This window comes from Rothia endophytica (genome assembly GCF_928381505.1).
GTDB classification, from domain to species: Bacteria; Actinomycetota; Actinomycetes; order Actinomycetales; family Micrococcaceae; genus Rothia; species Rothia endophytica_A.
Genome location: NZ_CAKMSJ010000004.1, coordinates 245842 through 260332, shown reverse-complemented (window position 1 = coordinate 260332; position 14491 = coordinate 245842). Strand labels below are relative to the sequence as shown.

Annotated in this window: 15 protein-coding genes and 1 pseudogene; 8 read left to right on the top strand and 8 right to left on the bottom strand. The window is 56.6% G+C overall.

Annotation, left to right across the window (positions count from 1 at the left end; translation table 11 throughout):
* The first annotated feature begins 75 nt into the window (after positions 1–75).
* Positions 76–1572 (top strand): SulP family inorganic anion transporter, encoded by a 1497-nt coding sequence (locus L6990_RS06795; RefSeq protein ID WP_237203321.1) that lies wholly within the window; start codon positions 76–78, stop codon positions 1570–1572.
* A 127-nt stretch (positions 1573–1699) separates the two neighbouring features.
* Here the strand turns inward: L6990_RS06795 and L6990_RS06790 are convergent, their stop codons facing one another.
* Positions 1700–2128: an organic hydroperoxide resistance protein gene (locus L6990_RS06790; protein ID WP_237203320.1), complete on the bottom strand. Its 429-nt coding sequence runs from the start codon at positions 2126–2128 to the stop codon at positions 1700–1702.
* 103 nt (positions 2129–2231) lie between these two features.
* On the opposite strand from L6990_RS06790, the gene L6990_RS11925 reads away from it, so the two are divergent.
* The gene (locus L6990_RS11925; protein ID WP_272879272.1) at positions 2232–2672 is read left to right on the top strand and encodes a MarR family winged helix-turn-helix transcriptional regulator; all 441 of its coding nucleotides are present in this window, start codon (positions 2232–2234) and stop codon (positions 2670–2672) included.
* A gap of 53 nt (positions 2673–2725) precedes the next feature.
* Here L6990_RS11925 and L6990_RS06780 read toward each other — a convergent pair whose 3' ends face one another.
* Positions 2726–3343, bottom strand: coding sequence for a hypothetical protein (locus L6990_RS06780; RefSeq protein WP_237203319.1), 618 nt, complete (start codon positions 3341–3343; stop codon positions 2726–2728).
* A 34-nt stretch (positions 3344–3377) separates the two neighbouring features.
* Between L6990_RS06780 and tgt the strand changes: the two are divergent.
* The 3 genes and pseudogenes from tgt to L6990_RS06765 all read left to right on the top strand — a co-directional run.
* Positions 3378–4685: pseudogene (tgt, locus tag L6990_RS06775) on the top strand (tRNA guanosine(34) transglycosylase Tgt); the annotation flags it as partial.
* Between the two features lie 212 nt (positions 4686–4897).
* A complete protein-coding gene (locus tag L6990_RS06770; protein WP_237203318.1) occupies positions 4898–5401 on the top strand; it encodes an SRPBCC family protein in 504 nt (167 codons plus the stop codon).
* Between the two features lie 60 nt (positions 5402–5461).
* Positions 5462–6148 carry a YjjG family noncanonical pyrimidine nucleotidase gene (locus L6990_RS06765; protein WP_237203317.1) on the top strand — a complete coding sequence of 229 codons (687 nt, stop codon included), beginning with the start codon at positions 5462–5464 and terminating at the stop codon, positions 6146–6148.
* 57 nt (positions 6149–6205) lie between these two features.
* Here the strand turns inward: L6990_RS06765 and L6990_RS06760 are convergent, their stop codons facing one another.
* The 5 genes from L6990_RS06760 to L6990_RS06740 form a co-directional block, all read right to left on the bottom strand.
* Positions 6206–6667: an acyl-CoA thioesterase gene (locus L6990_RS06760; RefSeq protein ID WP_237203316.1), complete on the bottom strand. Its 462-nt coding sequence runs from the start codon at positions 6665–6667 to the stop codon at positions 6206–6208.
* Positions 6668–6787: 120 nt separating this feature from the next.
* Complete coding sequence (ykgO, locus tag L6990_RS06755; protein WP_237203315.1) at positions 6788–6910, bottom strand: type B 50S ribosomal protein L36; 123 nt, start codon at positions 6908–6910, stop codon at positions 6788–6790.
* Between the two features lie 34 nt (positions 6911–6944).
* On the bottom strand, positions 6945–8075 hold the full coding sequence (locus L6990_RS06750; protein WP_237203314.1) for a GTP-binding protein: 1131 nt from the start codon (positions 8073–8075) through the stop codon (positions 6945–6947).
* A gap of 181 nt (positions 8076–8256) precedes the next feature.
* Complete coding sequence (locus tag L6990_RS06745) at positions 8257–9693, bottom strand: amino acid permease (RefSeq protein ID WP_237203313.1); 1437 nt, start codon at positions 9691–9693, stop codon at positions 8257–8259.
* 111 nt (positions 9694–9804) lie between these two features.
* Positions 9805–11256 carry an amino acid permease gene (locus L6990_RS06740; RefSeq protein WP_237203312.1) on the bottom strand — a complete coding sequence of 484 codons (1452 nt, stop codon included), beginning with the start codon at positions 11254–11256 and terminating at the stop codon, positions 9805–9807.
* Positions 11257–11825: 569 nt separating this feature from the next.
* On the opposite strand from L6990_RS06740, the gene L6990_RS06735 reads away from it, so the two are divergent.
* A complete protein-coding gene (locus L6990_RS06735; protein WP_237203311.1) occupies positions 11826–12320 on the top strand; it encodes a hypothetical protein in 495 nt (164 codons plus the stop codon).
* Between the two features lie 184 nt (positions 12321–12504).
* Positions 12505–12885: a hypothetical protein gene (locus L6990_RS06730; RefSeq protein ID WP_237203310.1), complete on the top strand. Its 381-nt coding sequence runs from the start codon at positions 12505–12507 to the stop codon at positions 12883–12885.
* A 7-nt stretch (positions 12886–12892) separates the two neighbouring features.
* Here L6990_RS06730 and L6990_RS06725 read toward each other — a convergent pair whose 3' ends face one another.
* The gene (locus L6990_RS06725; RefSeq protein ID WP_237203309.1) at positions 12893–13576 is read right to left on the bottom strand and encodes a queuosine precursor transporter; all 684 of its coding nucleotides are present in this window, start codon (positions 13574–13576) and stop codon (positions 12893–12895) included.
* A gap of 245 nt (positions 13577–13821) precedes the next feature.
* Here L6990_RS06725 and L6990_RS06720 point away from each other — a divergent pair, with 245 nt between their 5' ends.
* Positions 13822–14490, top strand: coding sequence for a TetR/AcrR family transcriptional regulator (locus tag L6990_RS06720; RefSeq protein ID WP_237203308.1), 669 nt, complete (start codon positions 13822–13824; stop codon positions 14488–14490).
* Position 14491: the final 1 nt, after the last annotated feature.

The following is a 14491-nucleotide window of genomic DNA, read 5'->3' as shown; positions in this document are numbered from 1 at the left end:
ACCTCTGGGGGTACTTTCTGAACAAAGCGGGTACTGTTGAGTCTTTGCCCTAACTTTCCGTGCCCCAAAGGAATCATGCAGCCCCAGAGCCTTACCCCTGAAGAACGCCAGTCTGTTTGGCGCACCCTGCGCAACCCCCGCCTGCTTCTGGTCGAAGTGCTGGCGGGCATCGTGGTGGCGCTGGCGCTGATTCCTGAGGCACTGGCTTTTGCGGTGGTGGCGGGAGTTGACCCGCGTATGGGGCTTTTCACCTCGGTGACCATGGCGATTGTTATTGCTATCACCGGCGGACGCCCCGCAATGGTTTCCGGTGCGGCTGGCTCCACTGCCCTGGTGCTGGCGCCTCTGACTGCCAGCCACGGGGTGGATTACCTGGTTGCGGCGGTGCTCCTGGGCGGGCTCATGCAGGTTCTCTTCGCGGTTCTGGGTGTTGCCAAGCTGATGCGCTTTATTCCCCGGCAGGTCATGGTGGGCTTTGTGAACGCACTGGCTATCCTGATCTTCTCTTCCCAGTTGCCTCAGCTGATGGGAGTGCCCTGGGCAGTCTATCCCCTGGTAGCCGTGGGTCTACTGATTGTGATTTATCTGCCGAAGCTGACCACCGCCGTCCCCGCGCCCCTGGTTGCCATTGTGCTACTCACCGCTTTCACAGTTTTCGCTGGGGTCAAGGTGCCCACCGTGGGTGACCACGGTGCCCTGCCCGATTCGCTGCCCGCTTTCTTTATTCCTGATGTTCCCTTCACCGGAGAAACCCTGCAGATTATCGCGCCCTTTGCACTGGGGCTTGCCATGGTGGGGCTGGTCGAGTCGCTGATGACCGCCAAGCTAGTGGACGACATCACCGACACCCACTCAGATAAAACCCGTGAATCCTGGGGCCAGGGTGTAGCCAATCTGGTGACCGGTCTCTTTGGTGGCATGGGTGGTTGCGCCATGATCGGCCAGACCATGATCAACATCAATGGCGCCCGGGCCCGCACCCGCCTATCGGTCTTCTTCGGTGGTGTTTTTATTCTGGTACTGTCTGTGACCCTGGGCGATATTGTTGCTCTGATTCCGATGGCTGCTCTAGTGGCACTGATGATCGTGGTCGCAGCTACCACCTTTGACTGGCACTCCATCCGCCCCGCAACCCTGCGTGCTCTGCCCAAGGCAGAGACCCTGGTCATGGTATCTACCGTGCTGGTGACGGTACTGACCGACAACCTTGCCTACGGTGTGGGTGCTGGTATTTTGGTGGCTATGGCCTTCTTTGCCCGTCGGGTTGCACGCTTTGTAACCGTTGAGCGCACTATTGAAGGCGTTCAGGACGCCGCCCGTGCGGTGTATCGGGTGGACGGTCAGCTCTTCTTTGCCTCGTCCAACGATCTCTATACCCTCTTTGAATACGCTGAGGATCCCAACCAGGTGGTTATTGACCTCAGCAATGCAAACATTTGGGATGCCTCTACCGTTTCTGCGCTGGACGCTATCACTGCCAAGTACCAGAAACTGGGCAAGACCGTGACAGTGGTTGGGCTCAACACCACCAGTGAAGATTTACACGGCCGGCTGACCGGCAGGCTGGGCTAACAGTACCGGGCTAGCAAAGTAAGAAACACCAACGGGAAAACCCCATGATCTCACGAGCGACAGTGAGCCTGGGGTTTTCTTGCGATACGGTGATTACTTTCCCTGCTGGGGCAGGGAGGAAGAAGTTTTAGTTGTCGGTGACGATAACGTCCACAGGAATGTTGCCTCGGGTTGCATTGGAGTAGGGGCAGACCTGGTGCGCGGCGTCCGCGAGCGCCTGAGCTTCTGCATGCTCCATCTCAGGAATGACGACCTCAAGCACTACGGCCAGGCCGAAGCCTTCGCCCTGCTTGCCGATAGAGACCTTAGCGCCAACAGCTGAGCCTTCGATGTTCTTCTTCTGGGCACGGGCTACCATCTGGAGCGCTGAGTGGAAGCAGGCTGCGTAACCGGCTGCAAAGAGCTGCTCGGGGTTGTTACCCTTACCGGAGCCGCCCATTTCTTGGGGGACAGCCAGGTTGGCTTCGAAGCTACCATCGGCGGTGCGCACGTGCCCGTTGCGCCCTTCGCCCGTGGCGAGGGCTTCGGTGGTGTAGAGAATTTCTAGATTTTCCATGGGGTTCTCCTTCAAAAGAAAATAGTTATTTGATTGTACACAATTTAGTTGTATACAATCAATCTGTCTTGCTAAATAATTACGCGCAATCTATGTTAAGGGTATGACTTCCACCGACACTTTGGCGCTTGATAACCAACTCTGCTTTTCCCTCTACCGGGCGCAACGTCTCATGACCCGCACTTACCAAGACCTTCTCAAAGAATTAGGGCTGACCTACCCCCAGTACCTGGCGATGCTGGTGCTCTGGGAGACTCAGGGCTCTGTCACCATGAAGGAATTAGCCGCCCGCCTAGAGTTGGACTCGGGAACCCTCACGCCGCTGGTTAAGCGCCTGGTGGCCATGGGCCTGGTCAGCAAAGAGCGGGACATCGCGGACGAGCGCCGTACCATCCTTCTCTTGACAGATGCCGGAGCTGCCTTACGGAGTCAGGCGGAGAAAGTTCCAGCTCAGATTTACACTCTCTGCAACAGTGAAGGGCTAGACCTCCACACCGTGAAAGGCGAACTGGATGCCCTCTCTCAGCACCTCTCTAAACGCTAAGCACAGCGAAAGTTGGTAGTTATAGTACAAAACGGGTAGCAAGAGAACAGCCCCTAGTTTCGCCGCCACCGAGTTAAAACCAGTACTGTACCTGCGATGCCGAGGACGATAGACGCCGCACCAACCGCATAGCTTGAGTAGAGCTGCGGCCAAGGGAAGGAAAACCCGGCTGGCCACCGGAACATGCCCACCACAAAGGGCTCGGCAATAGCTCCTAACGGCACAACTAGACGACAGAGCAGCCCCAGCCAGTCCCGTCTACGCGCCAGAACACCTACCACTCCCAGCGGGGCTGATAGCAAGAATGAAGCGGCAAACCAGTGTAGGTTTTCCTCCCAGATAGAGGGCTCCATGATCCCGTTGAGATTACCTAAGGCGTAGTGAACCGCAAGCGCACCTACCGAGGCCAGCGCTGCAGCTAGTGCACCCACCAGCGCGCGTCCCCAGAGCCAACCAACGTAGACACCCAAGCCAGCCCACACAGCCCCGGTGTTAAGTGCTTTGCTGAATAGCAGACGAAAGAACCAGGTGACATCAGCCTGCCCAGAAAGCTCCGCCGTCGTTGAAATGTTAGAGACCAAAGACAGCACGCCCAGCAAGAGCACAGCCAAAATCGTATGCCGCAGCGGGTGGGCAGGGGCAGGGCGCAAGTATGCAAGGGCTCTCTTCATAGGCTCAGAATACGCCTAAACCGCACCGGGTAGAATGGTGCTCGTGTCTCATACCGAATTTTCTGATCCCAGCTTTTCTTTTACCCTCGGCAAGCGTCTGAGCGAAACCGCCAACCCCAGCGCCGAGCGTGTTGCTGCCAACGGCGGCGAGTTCCGCGGGCGCACCGGTGTCATTCACACCCCGCACGGCGACATCAAAACCCCAGCCTTCACCCCCGTGGGAACCAAGGCAACGGTCAAGGCGGTGCTGCCTGAAGCCATGAAAGAGCTGGGCTCTCAGGCTCTACTGTCCAACGCCTACCACCTCTACCTACAGCCCGGCCCCGATGTGCTGGATGCCGCCGGCGGCCTGGGCAAGTTCATGAACTGGGATGGCCCCACCTTCACCGACTCCGGTGGCTTTCAGGTGATGAGCCTGGGCTCTGGCTTCAAGAAGGTCATTGACATGGGTACCGTTGCCAACGCCGTTGGTGCAGATGGCCGCCCCCTGGGCGACGATGACGTTGCCACCGGCAAGGAGCGCATGGCGCACGTGGACGATGACGGTGTCTTCTTCAAGTCCCATATCAATGGCGACATTCACCGCTTCACCCCCGAAGTTTCCATGCAGGTACAGCACAAGATCGGTGCAGACGTCATGTTCGCCTTTGACGAGCTGACCACCCTCTATAACTCCCGCGCCTACCAGGAAGAAGCCCTGGAACGCACCCGCCTCTGGGCACTGCGCTGCATCGCTGAGCACCAGCGCCTGACCGAAGAACGCTCCCACAAGCCCTACCAGGCTCTGTTCGGCGTCATTCAGGGCGCCCAGTATGAGGACCTACGCCGCAAGGCATGCCAGGACCTAGGCGATATGCCCTTCGATGGTTTCGGTCTGGGCGGTGCCCTCGAAAAGGAAAACCTGGGCACCATCGTCCGCTGGTGCGCCGAGGAACTGCCCGAGAACAAGCCCCGCCATCTGCTGGGTATCTCTGAGCCTGATGACATCTTTGTCGGCATCGAAAACGGCGTGGATACCTTCGACTGCGTCTCCCCTACCCGCGTGGCACGTAACGCTGCGGTCTATACCCCGGACGGTCGCTTTAATCTGACCAATGCCCGCTATAAGACGGACTTCACCCCCATCTTTGAGGGCTGCGACTGCTACACCTGCGCCCACTACACCAAGGCTTACGTCCATCACCTCTTCAAGGCTGACGAGCGCCTCAGCGCCACTCTGGCATCTATCCACAACGAACGCTTCATTGTGAAGATGGTGGACGATGCCCGCGAGGCAATCGAGGATGGCACCTACTTTGAGTACCGCGACGAATTCTTGCGTCGCTACTACGCCAAGAAGGAAGCACAGCTCAAAGCACAGGAAGAAGCTCAGGCACGCAAGGCAGCCAAAGAAGCCGAGCGCGCAGCAGCGGCCCAGGCGCGTTGGGAAGCGAACGCCAAGGCAAAAGCTGAGGCAGAGGCGAGGCGCGCAGCTGAAGCTAAAGCTCAAGCGGCCGAAGCAGACTCACCCAAGATTTCAGAAGCAACCGACCAGTCAGAAGATGAGGCATCAGCATGAATCAGTTTGAACTCGAAGACCTAGACCCCGCAGAGGTGCTGACCTACCGCCATGAATTCTCGGCAACCCCTGAGGAAATTTATGGCGCCTTCCTTGACCCTAAGCTCTTCGTGCAGTGGTTTGGCCCCAAGGAGTGGAAGGTCATTCCCAGCACCCTGACCATGGAACCGGTGACCGGCGGTCGCCAGCAGTTCGTTATGCGCCACACGGTTAACCCCAAGTACCAGGCGCCCATGTACATGCGCTTCATTGAGATGAAGGAACCGACCCTCATCGAATACAGGGAAGCCCTGCCCACCCCGCAGGGTAAGCCCAGCGACACCCTGGTTGCCCTGCGCATTTCGATTGAGCCCGGAACCGCCATCACCGAGGACGGCGTGGGCGAAGGCACCATTGTAACCCTGACCCAGGGCCCGCTGCCCGAGGCTGCTCAGGAGCACTCCCGCGAAAGCTGGGTGGGTTCATTTGAGTCCCTGGCGGCTCTATTAAAGAAGGCTTAGCCACTCACGCAGCAACTGCATTTGTGAGGGGAAGGGCCAGCGAAGGGGTGTTTCTTAACGGTGATTTATCAGTTCTTGCTCTTTGACCTCGACCATACTCTGCTCGACTTTGCAACGGCAGAGGAGGTTGCGCTGACCCAGTTGCTGGAGTCTCTCAAGGTAGGCGACGTTCAAGCTGCCAAGAGTGTCTATCGCGGCGTCAACCGGCAGATGTGGAAGGACCTCGAAAAGGGTCTGCTCACCAAGGCTGAGCTAGTCAATACGCGCTTTTCTTGCACGTTCGCAGAGCTGGGTAGGGATGAGGACGGCGCTGCTTTAGCCCTTCGCTATCAAGAGTTCCTCGGTAGGCAGGGGCAGACCTTCCCCCAAGCTGAGCAACTTCTTGCCACCCTCACCCGTCGTGGGTATGAAATTTACGGAGCCACCAACGGCATCACCTATATTCAGGAAAACCGCCTGCAGCGCTCCTCCATCGGCTCCTACTTTAAGAGGGTCTTTATCTCGGAACAGATGGGCACCCAGAAGCCTGAAACTGCTTTTTACCAAAAAATAGCAGAGCAGATTCCCGGGTTTACTACCTCCAAGGCCCTGATGATTGGTGATAGCCTCACCGCCGATATTCAGGGCGGCAACAAGGCGGGCATCGACACAGCCTGGTTCAACCCGAGTGGAGTTCCCAATACCAGCCAGTCCATCCCCACTTACACCTTTTCAACCTACGCAGAGCTGGCTGATCTACTGACCTAAGGCCCCAGCACCTGTCAGCTTAGGGTGTGCTCTATAAAAACAGGCATACTCAGCTCTTTAGCTGGTGTATTCCGCCAACAGGTCACGTTGCTCTTTTGTCAGGCGGGTCAGCCGCTGGTGGGTTGAACTATAAAAAGCCAGAACAGTGGAGCCACTCACGCAGTGGGTGCCGGTCACCGGGTCAAAGACTTCATAGGTTACGGTCAGGGTAGCCGGGGTGACCGCCGTAAGACGCACTTCGATGCGCACGGGCTCACCGCGGTATTCCAGCTGGGCGCGGTATTTGATGTGGTTTTCAGCGACCAGCGCCTGCGTGCCCTCGTCCATCGAGCTAAAGAGCGGAATAAGCGCGGGCGCTGACCCTTTACCTGAGGACGGCGGGGCGCCAAAGACCGCGATACGTGCCTCTTCTAAAATCTGCAGCAGGGTGACGTTGTTGATGTGCCCGTAAGCGTCCATATCGCCCCAACGCAGGGGAATGTGGACGGTCAGGACGTTGGGCTGAGCTTGGGTGGTCATGCTTTAAGGATAGTGCTGCCCAGGTTGTCACCCCTAACATATGACTGTGCGCCCTAGTGCCGAGCGTGCACCTAAGGGGTGCACGCTCGGCGCTAGGGCGCACGGTCGTGACGCTATGCCTTAGCCCTGACGCGCCTTAAAGCGAGGGTTCTTCTTATTGATGACGAAGGTGCGGCCGCGGCGACGGACCACCTGGGCGCCAGGCATTTTCTTCAGTGAGCGCAGTGAGTTGCGTACTTTCATTTCTCTCCTTGAGGTTGGGTAGGGCAGATTGCCCTTACCGGGGGTTGGTTTCCTGCAAGAGGTGGCGAGCGATGTCGTCGCCATCGATGGTGCAGCGGTTCAGTAAATCTTGTAGCTCAGCGGGGTCTAAATCTTCGCCAGTAATGGCGATACTGGTGCTGGGTTCTTCAGCCCAAGGGCGGTGGGTTTGCAGCCAGACTGTGGGGCCTATGCCTTCAACCGCCACGCGCTCATCGTAGTGGCTGGAGAGCCAGATGTGCCCTCGCACGCGCACTGCGCCTTGGACGATAGCGGGGAGGTGCTGCCCCAAAGCCTGAGCATCGATGAGGTGGGGGCTAGTCAATAAAACCGTGGTGAAATGACCGGTCGTAGTGCTTGATCTCCTCACGGCAGGCTCTTCTGGGGTAGCCGAGGCGGTCTCTGATGTGCCTGCGCTAGAGTTACCAGGGGTCTGCAAGCTCTCAGGCAGATGGAGAGCACCTGGCATCGAACGGGCACTCACTGCGGTAAAGCTATGGCAACCGCAACCACTAGATGCCCCTATGTCCGAACGGAAAACAGTGAGGTGGGGCGCAATGTGGGCAAGAATTTCCCGCCCGCGCTCATCCTGAGAGGGCTCATGACAAGCGAGTGGGTGGCGGGTGAGCACGCAAGTATCAGCGTAGGCAAGCTCAGCAGCGAAAAACTCACCCAGAGAACGCTCATCAGAGCAGGAGGTAGACCCTTGCGACGAGAGGGTTTCAGATGACCAGAGATCATCCTCTAGCTCTGCCCCAATGCAGGCCAGACAGGCACTTTCTACGGCGAGATGGGAATGATGGTTAGCCAGGCCCATGACCACGGATGTCGAAACACCGGTGGGCAATACCAGCAGGCAGGCTCCCCGGTCGTATGCATTTTCAGACAGAAGAGCATCGAGATCTGCTCTGATGAAGCAACTGGTGCAATCCTCCGCTTCCCCTAGCCGAACTTCACGCGCGGTAGAGGCTGATTCGCCCTCTAGTGTTTGGTGGATTCGGTAGAAAACCTTGCCTTCCCCCTCGGTGCGGTCGTCATAGTGGACGCGGGTGACGGCTCCGTAACGTTCGGCCAGGTGCCCGGTGAGCAGCTGCGCAGCATCGTCGCGCGCAAAGAGGCTGAGGGATGAAAGGACGGTGACATGCATACTCAACAGTATATGAGAATGGTTTTCATTTGCAAAATCAATAGCTACAAAGGAAGCCCCACACCTCCGATGAGATGCGGGGCTCCCCAACACACAGACAGTGAACGCATCTTGAAGACCATGCGATTCATTGATAACTACAGTCTATATGAAAATCGTTCTCAATTGCAAGTAGCTTGCGTTATCGTCCATTCACTTCTGCATTAGAAGCTACGGCTGCATCCGCTTCAGCGAAAGCCTCCTCATGCCCGGTATGCGACCGCTTGACCACACCGAAGTAAATCATGGTGAGAATCAAGAAGTAACCAATACCCATCGAGGCAGGAAGAGCATTGCCAGTCCGGGCAAAAAGAGCGGCCCAAATAGCCAGGAGCAAGAGCACTCCAATGCCCGCGGTGAGGCGTCCACCCCACATACGGAAAGCAGAAGAGTTACCCTCGGCGCCCTTGTATGCAATGTAGGCCAACAGAATCAGCACCCAGACCGTGAGCGCGCAGACCATGGTGAGGGTCATCATCATGCCAAAGGCGGCGCCGGGCTGGAAGATTGCCAACAACATCGCCAGCACCACACCTGAGCAGGATGCCCACATGGAGCGCACGGGAATGCCGCCATTGCTTACCTGACCCAGGGAGGCAGGTGCCATCTTCTCAGCAGCGAGCGAGTGCATAAGGCGGGTGCCTGCGTAGAGGTTTGCATTGGCCGCTGATAGAGCTGCAACCAGAATAATGAAGTTAGTAATACCAGCAATGGCGGGCACACCAATTTCAGAGAAGACCAAAACGAAGGGTGACGCTTCAACAGAACCATCCAGCTGCGCCGCCTTCTGCCAGGGAATAATGGATACCACGATGAAGAGGGAGACCACGTAGATAGTGGCTAGACGCCACATGTTGGCCTTAGTAGAGGCGCGTACTGAACGCACCGGGTCTTTAGCTTCTGCTGCAGAGATAGACAGCATCTCAATGCCGCCGAAGGAGAACATCACAACGGCCAGGGACAGCCAGACGCCCTCAACACCCATGGGCATAAATCCACCATCATTGGTGAGGTTAGCGGTGCCAGACGCCTCGTGACCAGGGAAGCCTACAAAGACCAGAGCCAGGCCCACCAACACGAAGAGTAGCAGGGCAATGACCTTAATGGAGGATAAGAAGAACTCCATGGTGCCAAAGTACTTGACGCTACGGATGTTCAGCAGAATGATAACCGCACCAAAAACAGCGATACCCACCCAGAGGTCAAGACCGGGCCACCAGTACTGCAGGTAGGCTCCCACCGCGACTAACTCAATACCGGTAATAATTGCAGTGACGGTCCAGTAGGCCCAGCGGGTCAGATAGCCAGCGTAGGCACCTAGGTAGCGGCCGGCAATAGAACCGAACCCACCGCGTACCGGGTAGCGAACCGCCATTTCGCCGGTAGATGCTGCAATGATGGCGGCAACCAGTGAACCGATGGCGTAGGAAAGAATAACGGCGGGGCCAGCTAGTGCAATAGCGCCGCTTGAACCCAAAAAGAGGCCGGTGCCCAGCGCTGACCCCAGTACAATCATGGTCATTTGACCGTGTGTCAGCGAGCGCTTGAGGCCGGGCTGGTGTGTGTGAGACTGTGCCACGGTGTGCCTTTGTGTGTAGGTGTGATGCAAGAGGACGCCGCCACCCTGTTCCCTGCCGAGTAGGCGGGTGCGGGCAACGGCGTCCTTAGTTTTTAAGAACTGTGTCTAAGTTTAGCTCTTCTTGCTTGCGACGGGGATTTGCGAAGTAACGGTGCGCACTTCTTCGAAGGCATCGTCGCTGGTTTGCACCCGCTTGTTGACTCCGGCGAAGTAGAGCACGGTAATCAGGGCGAAGAACCCTAGACCTACGCTGACGGAGGTAATCATAGTACTGCTGACGAAGAACATGGCGATGAAGGTTGCCAGAACGCCGGCAAGCGCCACGCCTGCGGTTGCGCTGCCGCCAAAGACGCGGAAGGGTGAGGCGTTGCCTTCCTTGCGCTTGTAGGCGATGTAGGACAGCAGGATCATGGTCCAGACCACCAGCACGCACATGGTGACTAGTGCCATCATGTAGCTGAAGATGTTACCGACGCCTGAGATCGCCATGACCATAGCAACTACAGCACCCACTGAGGAAACAGTCAGTGCAATGGCGGGGATGCCACTGCCGCTGGTGCGGGAGAGCACCTTGGGTGCCATGCGCTCGTGGCCTAGGGAGTGCAGCAGGCGGGTTGCGGCGTAGAGAGCTGCGTTAGCGCCGGAGAGGGCTGCGGTGAGCACAACAAAGTTGGTGATGCCACCGATGTAGGGAATACCTAGTTCGGTAAAGACCATGACGAAGGGGGAGCCTTCAATTTCGCCGGTGAGCTGGGAGGCGTTGCGCCAGGGAATGATGGCAACAACAACAAAGAGGGACAGCACGTAGAAGGTGGCAAGGCGCCACATCATCGCTTTGGCTGAGGAGCGGACCGAGCGGACGGGGTCCTTAGCTTCTGCTGCTGAGATGGAGATCAGCTCGATACCGCCAAAGGAGAACATGACCACGGCGAGCGCCAGCCAGATGGAGGCGGGGCCGTTGGGCACGAAGCCACCGTCGGCGGTCAGGTTAGCTACGCCGGTGGCGTCCTGACCGGGTAGACCGAAGAAGACCAGGGCTAGGCCGAAGATGATGAAGAGGATGACGGCGCTGACCTTGATGGAGGAGAGCAGGAACTCCACGGTGCCGAAGGATTTTACGCTGGTCAGGTTGAGCACGAAGATAGCGGTGCCTGCGATGAGGACCCAGATCCAGAGGGGTGCTTGGGGGTACCAGTAGGCCATGTATTTACCCACAGCTACAACTTCTGCTCCAGCCAGGGTGACGGTGGTCATCCAGTAGGCCCAGCGGGTGAGGTAGCCAGAGAAGGGCCCCAGGAACTTACCTGCGATGGTGCCAAAGCCGCCACGTACGGGGTAGCGCACAGCCATTTCGCCGGCGCAGGCGCCGATAATAGCTGCAATGAGAGAGCCGATTGCGTAGGAGACGATGACGGCCGGGCCAGCGATACCAATAGCTGCACCGGAGCCCAAAAAGAGGCCGGTGCCAACGGCAAGCCCTAGAGCAATCATGGTCATCTGCCCGTTGGACAGTGAGCGGGCGAGCTCGCCGCCCTGCTGAGTTTCGGTCGTGGGTTGTGCCATGAACGAGCCTCGCCTTCAAAAGAGTATGTATGTAATGAACCGCAAGTTTACACAGGTTTGCACTGCAGAAACGCGCCTTGCTGAAAGACCATTATGCAGTGAGATGCAGCTCACCCTCTTGGCTGTCTGTGCAGGCTCTTGGGCGGTGAGAACCGAGTGACTGGCGATGTAATTATATTGAGCATCTATAGAGGTAGAGGCTATTAGCCGACCAGACAGGCTGGACAGCAACTATTGAAAGTTAAGCAACCTGTAACTCTTATCAGAACAACCAACAGGTACTCACATATGAAATACACCTTCCCGATGAATGCACCCCACATAGAAAAAATATTGAATCGATATCTTAAATAACTCTTGCCAAGCACAGAGTGAATCAGTACGGGAAGAACTAAATAATCCTCTTGATCCCCAAGTTCATCCAAAGACGGTTGACCAAGCCACTCAAAGGAGTACCCCGTGAAATTCTCATACCACAAACAACTTTGTGCAACTTTTACTGCTTTACTAGTGGCTTCGAGCATATCTGTTGCCCATGCTTCTCCTGCCCCCCATATTCTGACTCTTTAATGACACCTGAATTAGCTTCTACATCACCAGAAACAACTGAAGTTGATGCTGATTCAGCAGTCGTTGAACGCTGGCTCAATGAAGGCACGCTCCCCGCTACCAGTGACTATTTTCAAACAGACGATCCAACGGTGCAGTATATTGAAGCACCACTCTCAACCGGAGCAAACTTTACATCTGATGCACCAGCTACACCGGCACTAATGGCAGCCTCCGGTACAACCTACGGCCCATGCACCCTGACGCCAGAGTATCTGCACTTGAGGGCCTCGGGAAATTACGGCACCATTGGGTACAAGACCAGAACAACTTGTAGTGTCATCGTAGAAAGTATCCGTCACGATACCGATTTTCGTTATAAATCCGCTCTTTGGTGGTTAAAGGCTGGGAGCACCACCTCCAGCTCAAATAGGCAACAACGCACTCTCTACCAAAAAATGTGGCATTCCCCTGCAAGAATAAAAACAGCACAGTGTCGGCTGGTACTACCGTAGGAACAATCGTGCATCAGGGAAAGACATACTACGCACGCGTATACCCGCCCACAAAAACTGATAATTGCGGAGTCTAAGCATGTTGAGACAACTGAAGCACCTAGTCAGAATGGTGACCTATGAGGATGGAAAACCACCACCGGTTCTGCCCCTTTTCCGCAGGCGCCCTTTTCAAGGGGCAGACGTGAGCGTCCAACTGGTCTTTATTGGGGAGTTCACTTCTAACTACAATCCGATAGTGGGAGTTGTTGCCGATGAAGCCACTGCCCTAAAGCTATTTCATCGCCACACAGAACATAAGATTTCCTGGGAACAAATTGCTGTTTCGGATGCGACCGAGACACCTGCCCCAGGCTCACTTCTCTGGGTTCTCATCCAAGGTGGCCCGTTGAGCCCCACAGCATACTCCAACCCTTCACCGGTCGCCGCCTATGCAGACAAGGGCAGAGCCCTTGAAGAGATAGCCCGCAGAAAAGAGTTATACGGGGAGGAACTTCTGCTCTGGTGCATCCCCCTGGGCACCATTGATTTCACAGCACCAGACTGGTCTTATGCCGAGGCTTAAAATGCCCCTAAACCTGTACCCCGTAGCTGGGTTCACGGCGCTTGAACCAGGCAATGACCGGGTAGGTGATGGGTAGCAGGACGAACTCAACAGCGCACTTATAGACGTACCCCACCAGCACATAGTTAAGGAACTGCGAGAAAGTTGTAATTCCAAGAATGGGAGCGGCGATGGAGCAGAAGATGATGGTATCTGCCAGCTCGCCCACCAGGGTTGAACCCATGAGGCGACCCCACAGGTGCTTACCACCGGTTTTTGCTTTGAGTTTGACCATCACCCAAGAGTTCAACAGCTGACCGGTTAGATAGCCCAGCAAGGAGCCGCCCACAATAAGGGGCACTGGGCCTAGCACAGTAGCCAGCGCGTCCTGGTTTTCGTAGAAGTCAGCGCTGGGCAGGCTGATGAGCACCCAGAAGCTCAGAGCTGCCACTGCTGCCGAGATAAAGCTGGTGATAATCGCCCGGCGGGCCAGGCGGAAGCCGTAGACCTCACTGATGATATCGCCCAGCACGTAGGCCAAAGGAAAGAGGAAGAAACCACCATCGGTAAGAATTGGCCCGAACGCCACTGCCTTGGTGGCGCCAATGTTGGACAGAATAAGGAGCACACAAGAGGCTGCCAGCAGCAGATCGAAGTAGGTGCGGGCTGGGCGGGCGAACTGGACGCCGGCAGGCGAGGGTGAAGATGTCATAGCTTTCATGGGGTTCGGGGACGCGTTAACGCAAGGGCGCACCGGAACACTGGAGCAAGCACGCCAAAGAAGGCAGAGGACACCCTTTTCAGGGGAAACTACTGTGATTATTTCTTGCGTGCCCATCTGCCACCTGGGCGAAATAAGCCTAGCAGAACGCATCCTAAAAACATATTTACTGACACACCAGCCAGCTTTGTCACCTAAGAATAGGTTTTGCTGACAAACCTTAGTAGAGTGTCATTATGCCTAGAATTTCAGCAGCCTCTAACGCCGCCCAGCGCGAGAACACCAAGCGCGCCATCCTCGACTCCTTCGGTCGCTTACTCTATGAACGCGGGCTGCCGGGTCTTACCATGACCCACGTTGCAAAGACCGCCGGCATTGGCCGCACCGCGGTTTACAACTACTTCGCTGATATGGGCGAGCTGCTGATTGCCTACGCCCTGGATGAGACGGGCCGCTTCCTCACCGACTTACGCTCAGCCCTAGAAGGTGTAGAGAACCCCATTGACCGCCTGGCAATCTATGTGCGTCTGCAGATTGAAGACCTCTCCCGCCGGCACATGCCCCCCGGTCCCGCCATGCGTTCGGTTCTCTCCCCTGAAGCTTTCGCCAAACTGGGTGACCACGTGCGCGAGTTACAGATGGTCCTGGCCGACATTCTTTCGGCAGCCATCGAGCAGGGTTACCTGCCCCAGAATGATATTCGTGAGCTAGCGCAGCTGGTCCACGGTTCACTATCATCGAGTGCCGACCGCACCGACGACGCCGAAAGTCACGAGGCTCGCGAGCGCCACATTGAGAGCACCATTCGCTTCATCCAGATGGGTCTAGGTGCTCGGTTTGATGCAGAAGGACGCCCGGTTCCGCTGGCCGAAACCCCTCACCTTTATCTGGCAGAAGCGTCCTAGA